Source organism: Amycolatopsis sp. FDAARGOS 1241 (assembly GCF_016889705.1).
Taxonomy (GTDB): Bacteria; Actinomycetota; Actinomycetes; order Mycobacteriales; family Pseudonocardiaceae; genus Amycolatopsis.
The window spans coordinates 7,574,458-7,591,570 of the sequence record NZ_CP069526.1 but is presented as its reverse complement, the minus strand read 5'-3'; the positions used below and the strand labels follow the sequence as shown (position 1 = coordinate 7,591,570).

Annotated in this window: 14 protein-coding genes and 1 pseudogene; 8 read left to right on the top strand and 7 right to left on the bottom strand. The window is 70.1% G+C overall.

Annotated features, from left to right (window positions below; translation table 11 throughout):
* Positions 1–82: 82 nt before the first annotated feature.
* The 4 genes from I6J71_RS36880 to I6J71_RS36865 are packed head-to-tail and all read right to left on the bottom strand — an operon-like array spanning position 83 to position 6,134.
* Entirely contained in the window at positions 83–1,105 is a 1,023-nt protein-coding gene (locus I6J71_RS36880) for a C-terminal binding protein (RefSeq protein WP_204091086.1), read from the bottom strand.
* A 34-nt stretch (positions 1,106–1,139) separates the two neighbouring features.
* On the bottom strand, positions 1,140–2,879 hold the full coding sequence (gene ilvD / locus I6J71_RS36875; RefSeq protein WP_204091085.1) for a dihydroxy-acid dehydratase: 1,740 nt from the start codon (positions 2,877–2,879) through the stop codon (positions 1,140–1,142).
* A 58-nt stretch (positions 2,880–2,937) separates the two neighbouring features.
* Positions 2,938–4,305: a glucose-6-phosphate dehydrogenase gene (locus I6J71_RS36870; RefSeq protein WP_204091084.1), complete on the bottom strand. Its 1,368-nt coding sequence runs from the start codon at positions 4,303–4,305 to the stop codon at positions 2,938–2,940.
* The gene (locus I6J71_RS36865) at positions 4,302–6,134 is read right to left on the bottom strand and encodes a glycoside hydrolase family 15 protein (RefSeq protein ID WP_204091083.1); all 1,833 of its coding nucleotides are present in this window, start codon (positions 6,132–6,134) and stop codon (positions 4,302–4,304) included. The genes I6J71_RS36870 and I6J71_RS36865 overlap by 4 nt, the downstream gene beginning before the upstream one ends.
* 328 nt (positions 6,135–6,462) lie before the next feature.
* Here I6J71_RS36865 and I6J71_RS36860 point away from each other — a divergent pair, with 328 nt between their 5' ends.
* Entirely contained in the window at positions 6,463–7,107 is a 645-nt protein-coding gene (locus I6J71_RS36860; RefSeq protein ID WP_204091082.1) for a PhoU domain-containing protein, read from the top strand.
* 48 nt (positions 7,108–7,155) lie between these two features.
* Here I6J71_RS36860 and I6J71_RS36855 read toward each other — a convergent pair whose 3' ends face one another.
* The 3 genes and pseudogenes from I6J71_RS36855 to I6J71_RS36850 all read right to left on the bottom strand — a co-directional run bounded on the left by I6J71_RS36855 (position 7,156) and on the right by I6J71_RS36850 (position 11,247).
* Positions 7,156–8,574 (bottom strand): serine protease, encoded by a 1,419-nt coding sequence (locus I6J71_RS36855; protein ID WP_239154120.1) that lies wholly within the window; start codon positions 8,572–8,574, stop codon positions 7,156–7,158.
* Between the two features lie 121 nt (positions 8,575–8,695).
* A pseudogene (locus I6J71_RS49290) lies at positions 8,696–8,839 on the bottom strand (protease pro-enzyme activation domain-containing protein); the annotation flags it as partial.
* 1,277 nt (positions 8,840–10,116) lie between these two features.
* Positions 10,117–11,247 (bottom strand): DUF3500 domain-containing protein, encoded by a 1,131-nt coding sequence (locus tag I6J71_RS36850; protein WP_204091081.1) that lies wholly within the window; start codon positions 11,245–11,247, stop codon positions 10,117–10,119.
* Positions 11,248–11,401: 154 nt separating this feature from the next.
* On the opposite strand from I6J71_RS36850, the gene I6J71_RS36845 reads away from it, so the two are divergent.
* The 7 genes from I6J71_RS36845 (at position 11,402) to I6J71_RS36825 (ending at position 17,012) form a co-directional block, all read left to right on the top strand.
* A complete protein-coding gene (locus I6J71_RS36845; RefSeq protein ID WP_204091080.1) occupies positions 11,402–12,700 on the top strand; it encodes a GAF domain-containing protein in 1,299 nt (432 codons plus the stop codon).
* A 191-nt stretch (positions 12,701–12,891) separates the two neighbouring features.
* Positions 12,892–13,257, top strand: coding sequence for a CdaR family transcriptional regulator (locus I6J71_RS36840; RefSeq protein WP_204091079.1), 366 nt, complete (start codon positions 12,892–12,894; stop codon positions 13,255–13,257).
* Positions 13,258–13,502: 245 nt separating this feature from the next.
* Positions 13,503–13,658: an NAD(P)-binding protein gene (locus tag I6J71_RS49285; RefSeq protein WP_239154119.1), complete on the top strand. Its 156-nt coding sequence runs from the start codon at positions 13,503–13,505 to the stop codon at positions 13,656–13,658.
* A gap of 9 nt (positions 13,659–13,667) precedes the next feature.
* Positions 13,668–14,219: a hypothetical protein gene (locus I6J71_RS49280; RefSeq protein WP_239154118.1), complete on the top strand. Its 552-nt coding sequence runs from the start codon at positions 13,668–13,670 to the stop codon at positions 14,217–14,219.
* Between the two features lie 29 nt (positions 14,220–14,248).
* Entirely contained in the window at positions 14,249–14,689 is a 441-nt protein-coding gene (locus I6J71_RS49275) for an FAD-dependent monooxygenase (protein WP_239154117.1), read from the top strand.
* Positions 14,690–14,717: 28 nt separating this feature from the next.
* Complete coding sequence (locus I6J71_RS36830; protein WP_204091078.1) at positions 14,718–15,752, top strand: alcohol dehydrogenase catalytic domain-containing protein; 1,035 nt, start codon at positions 14,718–14,720, stop codon at positions 15,750–15,752.
* A gap of 114 nt (positions 15,753–15,866) precedes the next feature.
* Positions 15,867–17,012: a hypothetical protein gene (locus tag I6J71_RS36825; RefSeq protein WP_204091077.1), complete on the top strand. Its 1,146-nt coding sequence runs from the start codon at positions 15,867–15,869 to the stop codon at positions 17,010–17,012.
* Positions 17,013–17,113 lie beyond the last annotated feature (101 nt).

Genomic DNA, 17,113 nt, shown 5'->3' with positions numbered 1-17,113 from the left:
GCCCGCTCACCTTCTTCCACCGTCACGGTCTCGGAGCTGACGGACCCGGCCGAGGCGAACGGCGAACGTCCCGCCGCGCGGCTCACGACGACGGTCCGGAATGGACAACGGCGAGTTCGGCGGCGTTCACGGGTGACAGCGGCGGCGCCCCGGTCAGCACCCGCACCACCTCGTGGGCCGCGAAGTCGCGGACCGTGCGGATCGCTTCGTCGGAGTAGTAGGCCGCATGCGGCGTGATGAGCACGTTGTCCAGGCTGAACAGCGGGTTCACCGGTTTCCAGTTCCGCTGCTTGGCGGGTTCCTCCTCGAGGTCGTCCAAGCCCGCTGCGGTGATCCGGCCTTCGTTCAACGCCGCGTACAGCGCCTCGTCGTCGATGATGGGCCCGCGAGCCGTGTTGATGAGAATCGACGTCGGCTTCATGCGCCGGAGTTCCGGCTCGCCGATGAGGTGGTGGGTCTCCTCGGTCAGCGGCGCCTGGACCACGAGGTAGTCCGAGTGCGCGAGCAACTCGTCGAAGGAGGCCGGCTGGGCACCGTGCGCCACCACGTCTTCCGGCGCCAGGTAAGGATCATGGGCCATGACGAGCATGCCGAACGCGCGTGCCCTCGTCGCGATCGCCTGCGCGATCGCGCCGAACGCCAGCAGCCCGAGGGTACGTCCCTGCAGCCGCCGGATCGGTTCGCCGGACTGCCACTGCCAGGTCCCGGCGCGGGCCGCGCGATCGTAGCCGCGGATCTTCCTGGCGGCGGCGAGGAGCAGGGCCATGGCGTGATCGGCGACCTCGTTCTCGCACCAGTCGTTGGGGACGTTGGTCACGAGGATGCCGCGCCGGGTGGCCGAGCCCACGTCGACGATGTCGACACCGGTGCCGTAGCGCGCGATGACCTTGCACCGGGTGAAGGCGTTGATCGCCTTCGCTCCGACCGTGGCGTACTGGACGATGATCGCGTCGGCATCCGCGGCGGCCGCGATGACCTCGTCCTCGGTCTTGCAGTCGGCGGCGACCAGCCGGAGACCGGCGTCCTCGACGATCGCCCGCTCGACGTCCACGTCACCGTAGTCGTAGTCGGCGATGACCACGGTCTGCTGCGTTTGCTTCGTCATTTTCGGCACCTTCACGAGGTGGACGCGTTCTGCCCTAGGTGATCGAGGCTCCTTCGGCCGTGCCGGGGGCAACCCGTGAGTACAGCGAGAGGATTCCCTTGCTGTGGCGTGGTTGCGGCGGCTTCCAGATGCTGCGTCGCTCCGCGAGAACGGTCTCGACCTCGTCCGGCGGGCGGCGTTCGCCTTTCACCCCGACGATCGCGAGCCGCCGTTCGGGCGCGTTGATCTCGATGAGGTCGTTGTCCTCGATGAGCGCGATCGGACCGCCTTCCAGCGCTTCGGGTGCGACGTGCCCGATGCACGGTCCTCTCATCGCACCCGAGTAACGGCCGTCGGTGACGATCGCGGTGGTGGTGTTCAGGACGCGGTCGGCGGAGAGGATGGCGGCCGCGTAGTACATCTCCGGCATGCCGTTGGCGCGTGGACCCTCGTAGCGGATGACGAGGACGTCGCCCGGCGAGATCTGGCGCTTGACCAGAGCGTGGACCGCTTCTTCTTCGAAGTCGAACACCCGGGCGGGCCCGGTGTGGACGTGCATCTGCTCGGGTACGGAGAACGTCTTGATCATCGCGCCGGCGGGCGCGAGGTTCCCGTACAGCACGGCCACTCCACCGTCGGCGCTGAACGGGTCGGACCGCGTGCGGATGATCTCGTCACGCTCGACCTTGACGTTGTTGAGGTAACCGCGCCGTTCCGCGAAGAAGAACGGGTCGTGCTCGATGTCCTCGAGGTTCTCGCCGAGCGTTTTGCCGGTCACGGTGAGACAGCCGAGGTGCAGCATTTCCCGGAGCTCGAGCATGACCGCGGGAACGCCGCCCGCGTACCAGAAGTATTCGACCGGGTAGCGGCCGGTCGTCTTCACGTTGGCGAGCACGGGGACCCGCCGGTGGATGCGGTCGAAGTCGTCGATGGTGATCTCGACACCCGCTTCCTGCGCGATCGGCGGGAGATGCAGGAGCGCGTTGGTCGATCCGCCGACAGCGGCGTGGATGATGATGGCGTTTTCGAATGCCTCACGCGTCAGGATGCGCCGTGGCGTCAGGTTCTGGTGGATCATGGTGACGAGCTGTTTGCCCGTCGCCCTGGCGTACCGCAGCAGTTTGGTCAGTGGCGCCGGGACGAGCGCGGATCCGGGCAGGGCCAGGCCGAGTGCCTCGGCCAGCACTTGTCCGGTGCTGGCGCTGCCCATGAACTGGCACGCCCCGCAGGTCGGGCACGCGCCGCGCTGCGCGCTCTCCAGGTCTTGGCGCGGAAGCTCGCCGCGTTCGACGGCGGCCCCCATCTCCCACATCTTGTTCGACGTCACGTAGTCGGGTGCGTTCAGCTGAGTGCCTCCGGGCAGGTGGATGGCCGGCAGGTCGCAGCGGGCGATCGCGAGCAGGTGGGCGGGAACCGATTTGTCGTTGCCGGAGATCAGGACCATGCCGTCGTGGGGATGTCCCAGCGCGTGGATCTCGATCATGGCCGCCATGATGTCGCGGGAGATGAGCGAATAGCTCATGCCGTCCGTGGCCTGGACGACGCCGTCGCAGATGTCGCTCACGGTGAAGACCCCCGGTTTCCCGCCGGCCTCGTAGACACCGTTGCTGACTTCCTCGATCAGTTCCCGGAAGTGGAACGTGCCCGGGTGGCCCATGCCGTAGGCGCTGTCGACCAGCACCTGCGGTTTGCCGAGGTCTTCCTCTGTCCAGTTCATCCCGAGTCGGAGCGCGTCACCCTGGTGGTTGACCAGGCGCAGCCGCTGGCTCCTGAGCAGCGGGCGATCTTGTTCCATCGGTCGTGCCCTCCCTTCTGCGCCGGCGGGTCGCGGCACGCGCCGGCGGGCAGGCCGGCTAGCGGGTTCCTTCCGCCGGCCCGTCCGAGCCGGCGGGGTATTCGTCGAGCGGGACGAGGTCCTTGGCCCAGGCCGACAGCACGGGGGTGAGGACGCGCCACGCTTCCTCGGCTTCGTCGCCGCGGATGGACAGGGCCGCGTTGCCGTCCAGCACGTCCAGCAGCAGCCGGCCGTAGGCGGGCAGCTCGGGCGGGTCGATCCGGGCGGTCAGCGTGAGCGGGGCGAAGGTGTGGGCGCTGGCCCCGATGCCGGTCAGGTCCAGGGTCACGTCCTCGGGGTCGAGCCCGAACCTCAGCACGTTGGGCAGCGCTTCTCCGCTGTGGCCGAGGGGCAGGTGCGGCACGTGCCGGAAGTGCACCGCTACCTCCTTGCGGTCTCGCCGGAGTGCTTTCCCGCTGCGGAGCCGGAAGATCGTGCCCGCCCAGCGCCAGTTGTCCAGTTCGAGTTCCACCTCGGCGAAGGTCTCGGTGCGGCGGGCGGTGTCCACGCCGGCCTCGCCGGTGTAGGCGGGGACTTCACGGCCGTCGAGCCGCCCGGCCGTGTAACGGGCGCGGCGCGTGCGGTGGACGATGTCGGCGTCGGTGAGCGGCTGCACCGAGCGCAGCACGTCGAGCTTGCGGTCGCGCAGGTCGCGTTCGCCCAGGCTGATCGGCGGTTCCATGGCGACGAGGCAGAGCAGTTGCAGCAGGTGGTTCTGCACCATGTCCTTGAGCGCGCCGGCGCCGTCGTAGTAGCCCGCCCGGCCTTCCAGCGCCAGTGATTCGTCCCAGGTGATGTCCACTTCGGCGATGTGCGCGGCGTTCCAGACCGGCTCCAGCATGCGGTTGGCCAGCCGGGTGCCGAGCACGTTCTGGACCGTGGTCATGGCGAGGAAGTGGTCGACGCGGAACACCGCCTGCTCGGGCATGAGGTCGGCGAGCAGGCGATTCAGCTCCACCGCGCTGTCGAGGTCCTCACCGAACGGCTTCTCCAGGACGATCCTGCTGCCGGGTGCCAGGTCCGCTTCGGACAGAGCGGAGACCGCCGCGGGGAACACGGCCGGAGGCAGCGCCAGGTACGCGGCGACCGGCCCGTCACCGGCGACGACAGCAGCGACTTCGGCGGGGTCGCTGACGTCTGCACGCCGATAGTGCGATGCCGCCACGACGGTGTCCCTGACCGAAGCCGGGAGTTCTCCGGCGTGCCGGTCGAGCTGGGCGCCGGCCCAGCACCGGAACTCGGCGGTGTCCCAGTCGTGCCGGCCGGCGCCGGCCAGCTGGAAGCTGTCGCCGAGGTGCCCGGCTGCTCGCAATGCGGCGAGCCCGGGCAACAGGTAGCGCGCGGTGAGGTCACCGGTCGCCCCGAAGATCGCGAGCCGCTCCATCATCTCGATGCACGTGCCCTGGCCCTGGCGAGAGTCACGCCGCTGGCGATCACGCCGATGTGACTGAACGCCTGCGGAAAGTTCCCGGTGAACTCGCCCGTCGACGGGTCGATCTGCTCCGGCAGCAGGCCGAGTGGACTGGCCCGGGCGCACAGCGAGGCGTAGAGCTCGTCGGCCTCGTCGAGCCGGCCCTGCAGGGCCAGGTTGTCGACCAGCCAGAAGCTGCACAGCAGGAAGGCGCCCTCGTCACCGGCGATGCCGTCGGGAGAGTCGTCGTGCAAATAGCGGTAGAGCAATCCGCCGCCGGCCGACAGGCGCTCGGCCACGGCCGCGGTGGTGGCCACCATGCGCGGGTGACCGGCGGGGAGGACCCGCCGCAGCGGAAGGGCGAGCAGGCTCGCGTCCAGGCTGCCGCCGCCGTCGAGGTGCTCGCTCAGCGTCTGGGCTCGCTCGTCCCAGGACTCGTCGAGGATGATCTGGCGCAGCTTGGCCGCGGCTGCGCGCCACGCCGGAACCGGCCCCGGCAGGCCCAGCCGCTCGCCGATGGACGCGGCGCGGTCCAACGCCACCTGGCACATCGCCGCGGAGTAGGTGAAGACCCGGCCCTCGCTGCGCACCTCCCAGATGCCCTGGTCGGGTTGGCGCCAGGACTCCCCGGCGGCCTCGGCGAGCCCGGCCAGCGCGGACCACAGCGGCTGTTCGAGCTGGTTGCCGGCGCGGACCCACTGGTCTGCGCAGTCGAGGACCTCGCCGTAGACGTCGTGCTGGCGCTGGTCGGCCGCGCCGTTGCCCCACCGCACCGGGGCGGAGCGCCGGTACCCTTCGAGACCCGCGTCCTCCCATTCCGCCGGGACCGGTCCGCCGTCGAGGTCGTACATGATCCGCGGCCGCCGGCTCTGCTCGAACGCGTCCAGCACCCAGCCCAGGAACGCGTCGGCCTCGTCCGCGAACCCGATCCGGCGCAGGGCGAACACGGTGAAGGCCGCGTCCCGGATCCAGGTGTAGCGGTAGTCCCAGTTGCGCACTCCGCCGACCGGCGCCGGCAAGGACGACGTCGGCGCGGCGACGAGTGACCCGCTGACCCAGTGGTCGCACAGCTTCAAGGTGATCGCAGCCCGCCGGACCAAGGGCTCGGCCGGGCCGGCGTAGCTGAAGCCCGCCATCCACTTGCGCCACGCCCCTGCGGTGGCCTCGAGCATCGCGCTCGCGTCGAACCGGTGGTGGCGGTGAATGCGGCCCCACGACAGCACCAGGTCCACCGAATCGCCCTGCACCAGGTCGTAACTCCCGTGCAGGCCACTGAGCGGTCGGCTGGACCGCAGGTGCAGCCGCAGGTCCGGCCGCCGCGCGGGCATGACCACCAGGCCGCTGGCGGCAACGCGGGCCTGGGCGCCGTCACGGGGCTCCAGATCCACCCGCAGCCGCACGTGCCCGTGCAGGACCACCACCGATCGGACCAGCTCACCCCGGCCCGCGGGCACGTCATCGGTGAGGTCGGCGCCCGGGCGCAGCGCCAGCGCATCGGTGATCCGGACCGTGCCGGTCGCGCTGCGCAGCTCGGTGACCAGCACCCCGGTGTCGGGCTCGTACCGCTCCCGCGCCTCGGTCAGGCCTTCGGGCGTGATGCTGAACTGACCGCCGTGCTCACGGTCCAGCAAACCGCACAACAGCGGCTCGGAATCGAAACGCGGGAGGCACAACCAGCGGATGCTGCCGTCCAGGCCGGCCAGCGCGATGGTCGATCCGTCGCCGATCAGCCCGAGGTCCTCGAGCGGCGGGTAGCCGTCCCGGGTGCGGACCGGCCGGAAGGGCGGGTCCGGTTCGAGTGTCATCGCGTCCCTCGCCGAGGGAGACGGCCCTGACGCCCACGCAGCCGCGCCCCCGCGCTCTGCTGCGGATCAGACTCCCAGGCAGCAAGCACGAGCATGACCTCCCCCGGTCGGAAGCGCAGACACTTACCTCTGCTACCGGCTTAGCGAGGACACGGCCGGTGCCGCATCACCCGCGCCGGGTGAGGGGTCTGCGTCGCGAAAAATCCCGGAAGCCGCACGTCGAGTCGCGAAGAGGGCCCTGACCTGCGGCACACGCCCGCCGGGGCGCCGATCATGACAGTCGTGTTGCAGCTCTGGCGGGTGCCACCGAGAGGACTACCGTGGAGGTGTGCGGGACACGTTCCACGGCGAGTTGGCTCAGCTCGGCGGCGAGCTGAGTGAAATGTGCGCGTTCAGCACGCAGGCGATGCGAGAAGCCACCAGAGCGCTCCTGACCGCGGACCTGCTGCTGGCCGAGCAGGTGCTCAGCGGAGACGCCGAGCTGGACTGGCGGCGCGCCGAGTGCGAAGAGCACGCCCAGGCGCTGCTGGCGTTGCAGGCGCCGGTCGCCCACGAGCTGCGGAGCGTGCTCGCCGCGGTTTACAGCGCGGACAAGATCGAGCGGATGGGCGACCTGGCGGCCCACATCGCCGGCATCGCCCGATTCCACCACCCCCACCACGCGGTCCCCGCCGAGCTGGAAGAGATGTTCAGCGTGCTCGGTGAGCTCACCGCCGCCATGGCCGACCGGCTCACCGAACTGCTCGCCGCACCGGTCGAGGGCATGCACGCCGAACTGGAGAACGCCGACCAGGCCGTCGACGACCTCCACGCCCGCGTCCTCGGCCTGATCACCACCCCGACCTGGCACGACGGCCCCGCCGTCGCGTCCAACGCGGCCCTGCTGGCGCGCTTCTACGAACGCTTCGGTGACCAGGTCGTTTCGGTGGCCAAACGCCTCGAATTCGCCGCGACCGGCAGTCTGCCCGCCTGACCGGCACTGTCTCTTGTGGATGAACCGCGCGAGGGGGTGCCGGCCCTGTTACCGGTGAGCGGATCCCTCGAGTGGGGGAGTGCCTAGAATTGTCGGCACAGCTCCTCTTTCACCATCCCACCGGCACCGGAGAAGCAGGAACGGCAAGCCGGCAGGCGAACCCAGCCCGGTCACGTCGTCGTAGCCCTGGGTGGTGTGGATGGTCAGGCCGGGGTCGTCGAGGGTCCGGGCGGAGGTCAGCAGGCCGCCGGACGCGTCGACGCTGTGGGCGAAGTCGATCCGCTCCACGGCGCCGCCGACGTGCTGCACGTCGTGGATCATCGCCGCACGTCGGTAGAGCGCCGGGTTGAGGAAGCCGTGGTGGTAGTGGTCGAGGCTGTCAGCCACGGCGACGATGCCGGCGAACAGCGGGGTGGACAGGTTGGTGCCGCCCTCGCGGAACTGGCCGTAGTAGTCGCCGTCGGGGAAGCGCTGCGTCTGGCCCATGAGGAAGCCGGTGCTGGCGTCGCCGACGACCGAGATGCCCGCGACGACGCGCCCCTTCCCGCCGCCGTCTGATCCTTTGTGGATAGTGCGTCGGGCACGATCCCGCGCTGGTACGAAGGTTTGGGGGATCACGTGGCTCGTGCCGCCGCCGGAGCCGGGGCTGAACGAAGCCGGCGGGTAGGCGACGTTCGCCAGCGTCGACTTGCCGGTCTCCCAACCCGTTTCGAACAGGCGCTCCCCGTCGGCTCCGATCGCCAGTGAAGTGCCGCCGACGGCGGTCACCCACTGCGCGAACGCGGGGTAGTTCGGCATCGCCTTGCCGAGGCTCGCGGCGTTGTCGCCGTTGTCGCCCGACGCGAAGTACACGCCGATGCCCTCGAGCACGGCCTGCAGCATGAGCTGGTCGAACGACTTGATCTGGTCGGCGGACCCGTCTTCGCCGGGGTGGGCGAGGTAGTTGGAGATGAGGTCGGCCTTGTGGCCGGCGATCACGTCGTTGATCGCGGCGTCGATGCTGGTGCGGTCGGCGGCACCGCCGTAGAGGATGTCCGCGCCGGGCGCCATGGCGTGCGCGGCTTCGACGTCGAGGGTTTCCTCGGTGTACCGGGTCGACGCGCCGCACTGGTCCTCGTCCGCCGCGTTCTGCGGCTGGACGTCCTGGCTGAACCGCGCTCGCGTCAGCGGGTGTGCGGGGTCGTTGCGCTTCGTGTACTCCGACACGTCGGCGAAAATCGTCGGCGAGGCGAACGCGTCCACGATCGCGATCCTCGTGCCGCGGCCGTCCGCACCCAGCCGGGCGGCCTGGTCCAGGCCGTACGCCGAACGCAGCTGCGAAGGCGTGGACCCGCACGGCGCGTACGGAAGCCGTTCGCCGTACGCCGGACCGGTCTTGTCGGTCTTCTCGCCGTAGTACGCGCTGCACGGGCCGGTGTTGCGGAAGCCCGGCGCAGGCGGCGCGACCGCCGGCTCGAACAGGCTCATGGCCTGGTCCACACCGACGACCCGAGTACGTCCCCAGCCACCGCCGCGGGCACGGACAGGTCCCGTCGGCCGCGCGCAGCGCCTTGCCCTTCACGGAGTACTTGCCCAGCTCGACGTCGAACGCCCGCTGGACCTGATCGACCGTCCCGGCTGCCGACACGTACGCACGGTTCGACGGCACGGCCCCGACCGTGAACCCGGCGCCGGACAACCGGTTCCACACCGCTGACACCGCCTGCTCCGACGGGCCGAACCGCTCCCGCACCTGCTCCGGCGTCAAGACTTCCCGTAGCTCGGCGACCGCGGGTCGGACGCCGCCGCGGCGGTCGACTCCTCGCCGGCCTCGGCACGCGGGTTCAGGTACACCCAAAAGTCCACTGTGGACTTCGGTGCCGGCTCGGCCACCTTCGCCTCGGCAGTCGCCCACAGCGGGTGCGACTCGGGCAGATCGGCCCGCTCGGGCCGGCGCCACTCCCGGCGCCACTCCCGACGCCACTGTGGCAGCGACTACCAGCGACAGGACAACGGCGAGACTCTTCCGCACGACCGGCTCCCTCGTGATCCTGACCGTCGACCGGAACCCAGCTCGCCGCCGGGCACCCGCGGAACGCTCCGACGTCGGCAGCGCAGAAGCACTCCCTGATCGTCCCGGCGATCTTGACTTTTCGCTCGCGCTCGCGATTCAGTGCGGCGCCTCCACCTCCCGGACCCGCCGACATCGGCCGACCGAGCGCGCGGCTGCCGCAGGCGAGCATGGGCGCGGTGTGCGGACATCGGGTGAGCACGGTGAACCTGAATGGAAGAACAGCCCAGTGGAACGCGCAAGATTGGTCGAGCTACTGGCCGGCGGCCCGACGGTGTGGCGGATGGCTGCTGAGGCACCTCTGCGCGGTGCGGAGCGCCAAATCTGGGATGGAGGCACCGACACCGCCGCGGCGCGAGCGACTTTCCATCGACGGCAGAAACTCACCGCACGAGTTGGCCGGCCGTCGGTGGGCTATGAGGAGGCAGTGCATGCACTGGTCGCGTGGAATGAACGCCTCGTTGCTCTCGGAGAAGTTGAGGACTGGCCTCAGGGAAGGTGCAACTTCCCCCCTTTCTTGAGCGTCGACATGACGCACGTTGTAGCGTGTTCCGGAATCAAACCACCACGCACTCAGGAGTCGAAGAACCTTCCCGGGGAGTAGTGGGGGGGAGTAGTGGGACAGGCAAGCAGTCGCCGGCTCGTCAACCCCTTCAGCGTCAGCCGCGGTTCGTGGTTCGGAAGGTGGGCAAACCGGGTCCTCTGGTGGGGATTGTCCGCTGCCCTGCATCCCCATAGACCCGGTCGTCGTGGGTGCGGGTGAGCGGCTCTTCCTCGCGCCGCGCGCCCTCGAGCCGTTGAGCACCACCGTCTTCAGCGGCGTCCCCCGTCGCCGACGTCTTCGCCGCGCGCCCCTGATCGGCGACCGGACGCTGTTCCCTCGCGGCAATGCTCGAATGACGCATGCGTATCCCAGCAATGCGCTGAACGAGCTCGTCGTATTCGGTTCCGGCTGCGGATCAGCGGCCCGGGTGGAACGCGGCGAGGTGGCGGGCGAGCACGTCGTCCCCGAAGTCGCCCTCGGGGTCGCGCCATACGGTGTGCACGTGGTTGACGTCGCGCTGGGTGTTGTCGTATTCGGCGAGCAGACGTGGCCCTTGGAGCCGGTAGTAGTGCGGCTCGCCGCGTTCGAAGCCGCCGGCCCAGGCGAAGCGGACCGGGCGCAGCCGGTCCCCGGCGAACTTGCGGGCCTCGCGCTCGGCGAGTTCGTCGGGGATCCGGCCGAGGAAAACGTCCAGCACCGCGCGCAGCAGAGCTTGCTGCTCGCGGCTCAGGTCGGCGGCCGCGATGCCTTTCGGGACCCGGGTGAGGCGCACCGCCTCGTCGTGTTCGGGCCCGAAATCCGCCTTCTCCTCGGCTCCCCGGTGCATGGCCTCGACGCGGTCGGCGAGGCGGGGATCGGCGAACCGGCCGCGCCACACGTCGGGAAGCGGCATCAGCCGGTCGCCGTCCTGGATGCGGGGCCGGTTGCCGCCGACGATGTCCACCGGCGCGACCGGTGAGATCAACGCCCGGGCCGCCTGGCCGTCGTCGAGAGACCGGACCAGGTCCCGTGCGAGGTCCTCGGCCGCGCCGAGCGGACGTAGGAGATGCCCACCCAGCAACGGGGACTCGGCCGGGTCGGCGCCGAGGAACGCCGGCGAACTGGCCTCGACCCGGCCGCCGGCCACGAGGTGCTGCACCGAGATGTGGTGCCCGCCGAACCGCCACGACCAGGGCCCGGCGACGCTCGGTTCGCCGAACACGCGCAGCCAGTACAGCTGGGGATCGCGGCCTCGTTCCCGGCCCCAGCCGACCTGCCAGCCTTCGACCTGGTCGAGCACGTTCTCCAAGCCCATGATCGTCGTGGCCGTCACGTACCCGGGGCGCGACAATCCCGTGGCCAGCAGTTGCATGGCGAGACTCTGCTGAGCCGGGCGCATCTGCTGGAGCGGCAACCCGCCGTGATCGGTCGGGGTGTAGTACCACCGGTGCCGTTCCTCGTCCGACGGCCAGGCCACCGCCGCGGCGGACCGTTGCCGGTCGTCGAGGCTGTCGAGCCAGGCGTTCGCGGCGTCGACCATGCGCCGGGCCGGGTCCGGGTGCGTCATGACGTCTCCCTGATCGGTGTCCTGCCCCGGAACGTACGCCTTCCGCCGAGCGCGGGAGCTGGTATTTTCCACAGCAAAAGCGGCGGGCACTGTCGCTCCGCACATCTGGTCGCGGGGCTGCCGTCCGGGGCGGAGCCGGATACGCGAGGTGGCCGTGCGCAGCTACACCAGCGACGATGTGCGGCACTGGCTGACCGGCGTCGGCGCGATCGCCGCCGCGGTGAACGCCACGACCCCGCTGACCGAGTTGCTCGATTTGATCGCACGCACGGCCTGCGAGCTGACCGGGTACGACACGAGCGCGGTCCTGCTCGCCGACGAGGCGGGCGAGGTGCTGCGGATTTCCGGCTCCGCGGGCCTCTCGGCCGGCTACGTCGCCGATGTCAACGAGCGGCGCACGATCACACTGGCGTCCGGCCCGCTCTCCATCGGCCCGTCGAGCCGGGCTTTCCGCACGGCGGCGCCGGTGCCCATCGCGGACATCATGTCCGACCCGTCCTTCGAACCGTGGGCGGGACTGGCCCGCGACTACGGTTACCGGGCGATCACGTCGGTTCCGTTGCTGATCGCCGGAACGCAGGTCGGCACGCTGAACTGCTACCAGTGGGAAGTGCACGAGTTCGGCGAGGACGAGCTCACGCTCCTCGCCACGTTGGCCAGCCAGGCCGGCATGGCGTTGCAGAGTTCCCGGATGATCACCTCGCTCACCGAGCAACGCCGGCTGCTCGAACAGGCGGAAGCGATCCACCGGGAGCTGACCGCGGTCGCGCCGCGGGCAGGCGGGGTGCGAGGGGTCACGGAGGCGCTGGCTCAGCTGCTGGGGAGGCCGGTGCTGGTCACCGACGCGAACAACGCGGTGCTGGCCAATGCCACCCATCGCGGTGTGCAACTCGCGCCCGCATCCGACGTCGCCGGAGAGCCCGCGGACGACGGCCTCGACGAGGTTCCCGTGACCGGCAGGCTCTCCGCGCCGGTGCTGCTCGGGCGGGACGTCGTCGCTCGCCTGTGGTTGCCGGGTTCGCTGGCCGGCTTGGCGGAGCTGGACGGCCGGGCGATCGAGCACGCGGCGCTCGTCTGCTCGCTCGAGCTCGTCCGGCGGCGCACCGCCGAGGACGTGGAGTGGAGCCTGCGCGCCGACCTGCTGGCCGACTTGCTGGCGGGCGCCGCTGTCGAACGGCTGCAGGCCCGCGCGATCAACCTCGGCCACGACCTGCAGCGAGCGCACACGGTGCTCGTCGCGGCGCCGGACGCGCCATGTGCGGACCACGCCGGGCGGGCTCTCCTGAGCGTGGTCCACAGTCTCGCGGACCGTTGTGAGCCAAGGCCTTTGGTCACGACCGCCGGCGAGCACGTCGTCGTGCTGTGGCCGGAGACGTCGCGGGGGACGATGCCGCTGCCACGGCGGACCTCGTCCGCACCCGCGCGCGGCGGGCACTCGCCGAGGGGAGCGTGACGGTGGTCGTGGGCCAGCGGTGCGCGCACGCGCAGGAGGCGTCCGCGGCGGTCGGCACCGCGCGGGGCGCGCTGGAGATCCCCGGCAGCACGGCGCCGATCGCACGGTCGCGTTGCCGGACCTCGGGGTCTACGGTCTGCTGCTGCAGTTGACCGACCCCATCGAACTGGTCCGGTTCGCCGCGCAGGGTCTTGACTCCGTTGCGCGAGTACGACGATCGGAAGAACGCCGAGCTGGTCGACACGGTCCGTCGCTACCTCGACGAAGGGATGACCGTCGCGCGCACGGCGGCCGCGATGTTCGTGCACCCCAACACGATCGGGCTGCGCCTCAAACGCGTCGAGGAGCTGGTCGGCGTTTCCCTGCAGCAGCCCGAAGCGCTGCTGCGGTTGAAGGTCGCGCTCATGGCCGACGAGGTGTTCGGCGGCGCGACCGGCCACGGCCCGGAACCCGCGCCGCCGGACCCGCGGCTGGGTCGGCCGAACGCGGCGCCCCGGTCCACCCGAAGCTCGAACAGGATCCGGTCCTCGTCGCGGGCCGGTTCGCGCGGCGAATAGCCGGCGGCGCCGAGGAATTCGCGCGCCATCCGGTCGACGTGCGCGGTGATCCGTGCTCCGTCTCCGGGGATCGTCCTCGGCGTCCCCCCACGAAGGTCGCTTTGAGCTCAGCCAACCGGATCGGGCCGCCCCGCGGATGGTGATGTCCCCAGCCGAACGCCCAATGGCTGGGTGATTGCACAGTGCTCGCTCTCCAGGCGTGCGGCCATGCTGTGCCGGTCGCAACGAGTCAAGGAGGACTGATCGTGCAGCACTACGAAGGCTCACGCGCTGTCGTCGTTGGCGGCTCGATCGGCGGACTCACGAGCGCCTTGCTGCTTCGCAAGCTCGGCTTTTCCGTCGAGGTGTTCGAACGAACACCCGAGCAGCTGGACCACCGGGGAGGCGGCATCGTGCTGTAGCCCATCACGATGAAGTGGTTCGACGGGCACAGCGCGCGCAAGATCACCGAACTCAGCACCAGCAGCAGCCGGCTGCGCTACCTCGGCTCCGGAAACGCGATCCTGCACGAGGAACCGGCCGACTGGCGCTACACCTCGTGGGGCACCGTCTACCGGGCGCTGCTCAGCGACTTCGGCACCGACCACTACCACCTGGGCGAGTTCTGTGCCGGCTACGGCCAGGACGTCGATCAGGTCGAGCTCCGGTTCGTCTCGGGCCGGGTGGAGCGTGCGGATCTCGTCGTCTTCGCCGACGGGATCAGCTCCACTGGGCGGAAGCGGATGTTCCCGGACCTGGACCGGCAGTACTCCGGTTACGTGGGCTGGCGGGGCGCGGTCAGGGAAGACCAGGCCTCGCGGGACACGCACGAACTGCTGGCCGATTCCCTGACTTACAGCATCGCTCCCGCCACGCAGTGCGTGATGTACCCGATCCCGGGCGTGGACGGCGAGCTGGCGGACGGCAAACGGCTCTTCAACTACGTCTGGTACCGCAACGTCGCCGCCGGACCCGCGAGCTGACCACGGACACCCGCGGCTTCGAGTGCCCGGTGTCGATCCACCCCGGCGCGGTGCAGCAGCGCTACGTCGACGAGATGCGTGAGGCCGCGGCCGCCGTCCTCGCACCGGCTGTCGCCGAGGTCGTGACGCGTACCGAGCGGCCCTACGTACAGGTCGTCTTCGACACGCGCACTCCCGGCATGGTCGACGGCCGGGTCGCGATCATCGGCGACGCGGCGTTCGCCGCGCGGCCGCACGCCGCGGCGGGCACTGCGAAAGCCGCCGACGATGCGTGGCAGCTCTACGAACACCTCCAAGCCGGGGACGGCGGAATCGCCGACGTCCTCAAGCGCTGGGAACCGGGCCGGTTGGAGCTCGGCAACCAGCTGATCGACCGGGTCGCCGCGATGGGCGCTCGTTCGCAGTTCACCGGTACGTGGGTCCCCGGCGACCCCGACCTCCGGTTCGGTCTGTACGGGCCCGGCGAGTAATACCGGTTCAAACAAAGGAGTTTGGCTCATGAAAGCGCTCGTCTACGAGGGCCCCGGCAAGATCGAGTACCGCGAGCACCCGATGCCGCTGCTGCAGGCGGACACCGACATCGTCATGCGCATCTCGCAGTCCACGATCTGCGGCACCGACGCGCACATCATCAAAGGCGGGGTGCCCACCGTCCAGCCGGGCACGGTGCTCGGCCACGAGGCGACCGGCGTGGTGACCGAGGTCGGCGGCTCTGTGCAGAACGTGAAACCCGGCGACCGCATCCTGGCCGCCTGCGTCAGTGCCTGTGGCTACTGCCGCTTCTGCACCGCCGGGCTCTACGGCCAGTGCCTGCACGGCGGCTGGGCCCTGGGCAACACGATCGACGGCGTGCAGGCGGAATTCGCCCGGATCCCGTTCGCCCGCAACTCCGTGTACAAGATCCCCGACAACCTCGCCGACGAGCAGGTGCTCTTCCTGACCGACATCCTCGCCACCGGCTACGAGGTGGGTGTCCTCAACGGACGCGTGCAACCCGGCGACACCGTGGTGATCGTCGGAGCCGGCCCCGTCGGGCTGTCCGCCACGTCGACCGCTCAGCTCTTCTCCCCGCGCAACCTCGTCGTGGTCGACCGCGTCGCGAGCCGCCGGGAGATGGCGCTCAAACTCGGTGCCACCCACGCGGTCGACGAGAACGAAGTGCACGGTCTCGTCGACGAGCTCACCGACGGCCTCGGCGCCGACGTCACCATCGAAGCGGTGGGCTTCCCCGACGCGTTCGAGCTGACCGCCGACCTGGTCCGCTCCGGTGGCCGGATCGCCAACATCGGTGTGCACGAGGGCCCGGCGACTCTGCACCTGGAAAAGCTGTGGGCCGAGCAGATCACCATCACCACCGGCATCCCGTCCGGGCTGACGATCCCGCAGCTGATGAACTCGATCGCGACCGGTGCGCTGGACTCCACCCCGATGATCACCCACCGCCTGTCGCTCGACGAAACCGAAGCGGGGTACCGGACGTTCCTCGCGGCGGCGGAAACGGGCGCGCTGAAGGTCGTGCTGAAGAACGACTGAGTGTGCCTTGGGCCGGTTCGCCCTGACCGGTCGCACCGGGCGGGCGGCGTTGCGTCGCCCGCCCCGGTTCCGCCCGTCCAAGATCTTTTCGAAGCGCTCAACGAGGAGCATCCCATGTCGGTTGCCGAGGAATCCCTGACCCGCCCCGAACCCACCGTCGATCCGCGGCCCGCGCCCCGGTGGCGGAGCGCACTGGCGACGCTGGCCGTCGTGCTCGTGGTCTCGGTGGTGACGTGGTGGCTGCTGGCTGATCCACAATGGAGTGTCACTGGGCTCTACCCGCAACCGTTCACCGCATTGCTGTTCTGGCTTCTGATGGGCACGGTGTGGGTCGCGTTCACCTTCGAGTGGCTCGGGCCGGCCGGCTGGCCGCAGCCGTGGCGTGGGCTGGCCGGCATCGCCACGACGGCGGGTGCCGGAATCGGCGTCACGGTGCTGCTGGGCTACGGGTGGGGCCGGATCGACCCGAGTTTCGCCGCGGGACGCGCCGGTGGCGCCGGGTTCACCGCGGGCAACCTGTTCGTGCTGTTCGGCTTCTTCTTCTACGTGCTGTCCGCGGTGTGCCACGGGCATTGGCCGTGGTCGACGAAATTCCGGCAGCCCTGGAGCGGATTCGGGCAGCTCACGCTGGTGTTCGTTCCCACGCTGGTCGCCTACGCCGTGTTCGCGTTGCCGAACGTCGCGACGTGGGCGAGCCCGCGCAGCGCGCTGCTGTCGACGCCGACGATGATCGGCTGGTTCTACTCCTTGGTCGTGTCCACGGTCCTGACCGGTGTGCTGGGCGAGAACCTGCCGTGGCGCCTGGCCGGCCGTCCCGCCAGGGTGGCGGCGGCGTCCCTGTTCGGCAACGCGCTGCTCGGAACGCTCGTCTACTTCGTCCTCCTGCCCGTCGTGAAGTTCCTGATGGGCCCGGTGAACGTCACCGCGCTCGGCGGTGGAGTGACCGTGCACGCGGCCGAACTCGGGGTGTGCTGGACGTTCTGGATGATCTCCTGGGCCAATGTCTTCGGCAACCGGCCAACGCGTTTCAGCGCAGGTGTGAACGTGCTTGTCCGCATCGCGATCACCGGCGTCCTGGCCTGCGGGACCTACCCGCTCGACTACTTCGTGCTGGCGCCGCACGTGCTGCACGAGCCGGTCTCCGTGGGGACGCTCCACGGTGACGCGCTGGGTTTCGTCGACTGGGCGATCCTCTGGACGCTCTCGTACGTGGTGTTTCTCGGCTCCTACGGCGTGGGCAAACGCCCCGCGGACAGGTGATCTCGCCGGTCGTTCGCACGAACGGGCCGCGGCGAAACGCCGGTTCAGCGGAAAGCTCCGCAGTCCTGATGTGCTCCAGCTTACGTTGACCTTCACATGGG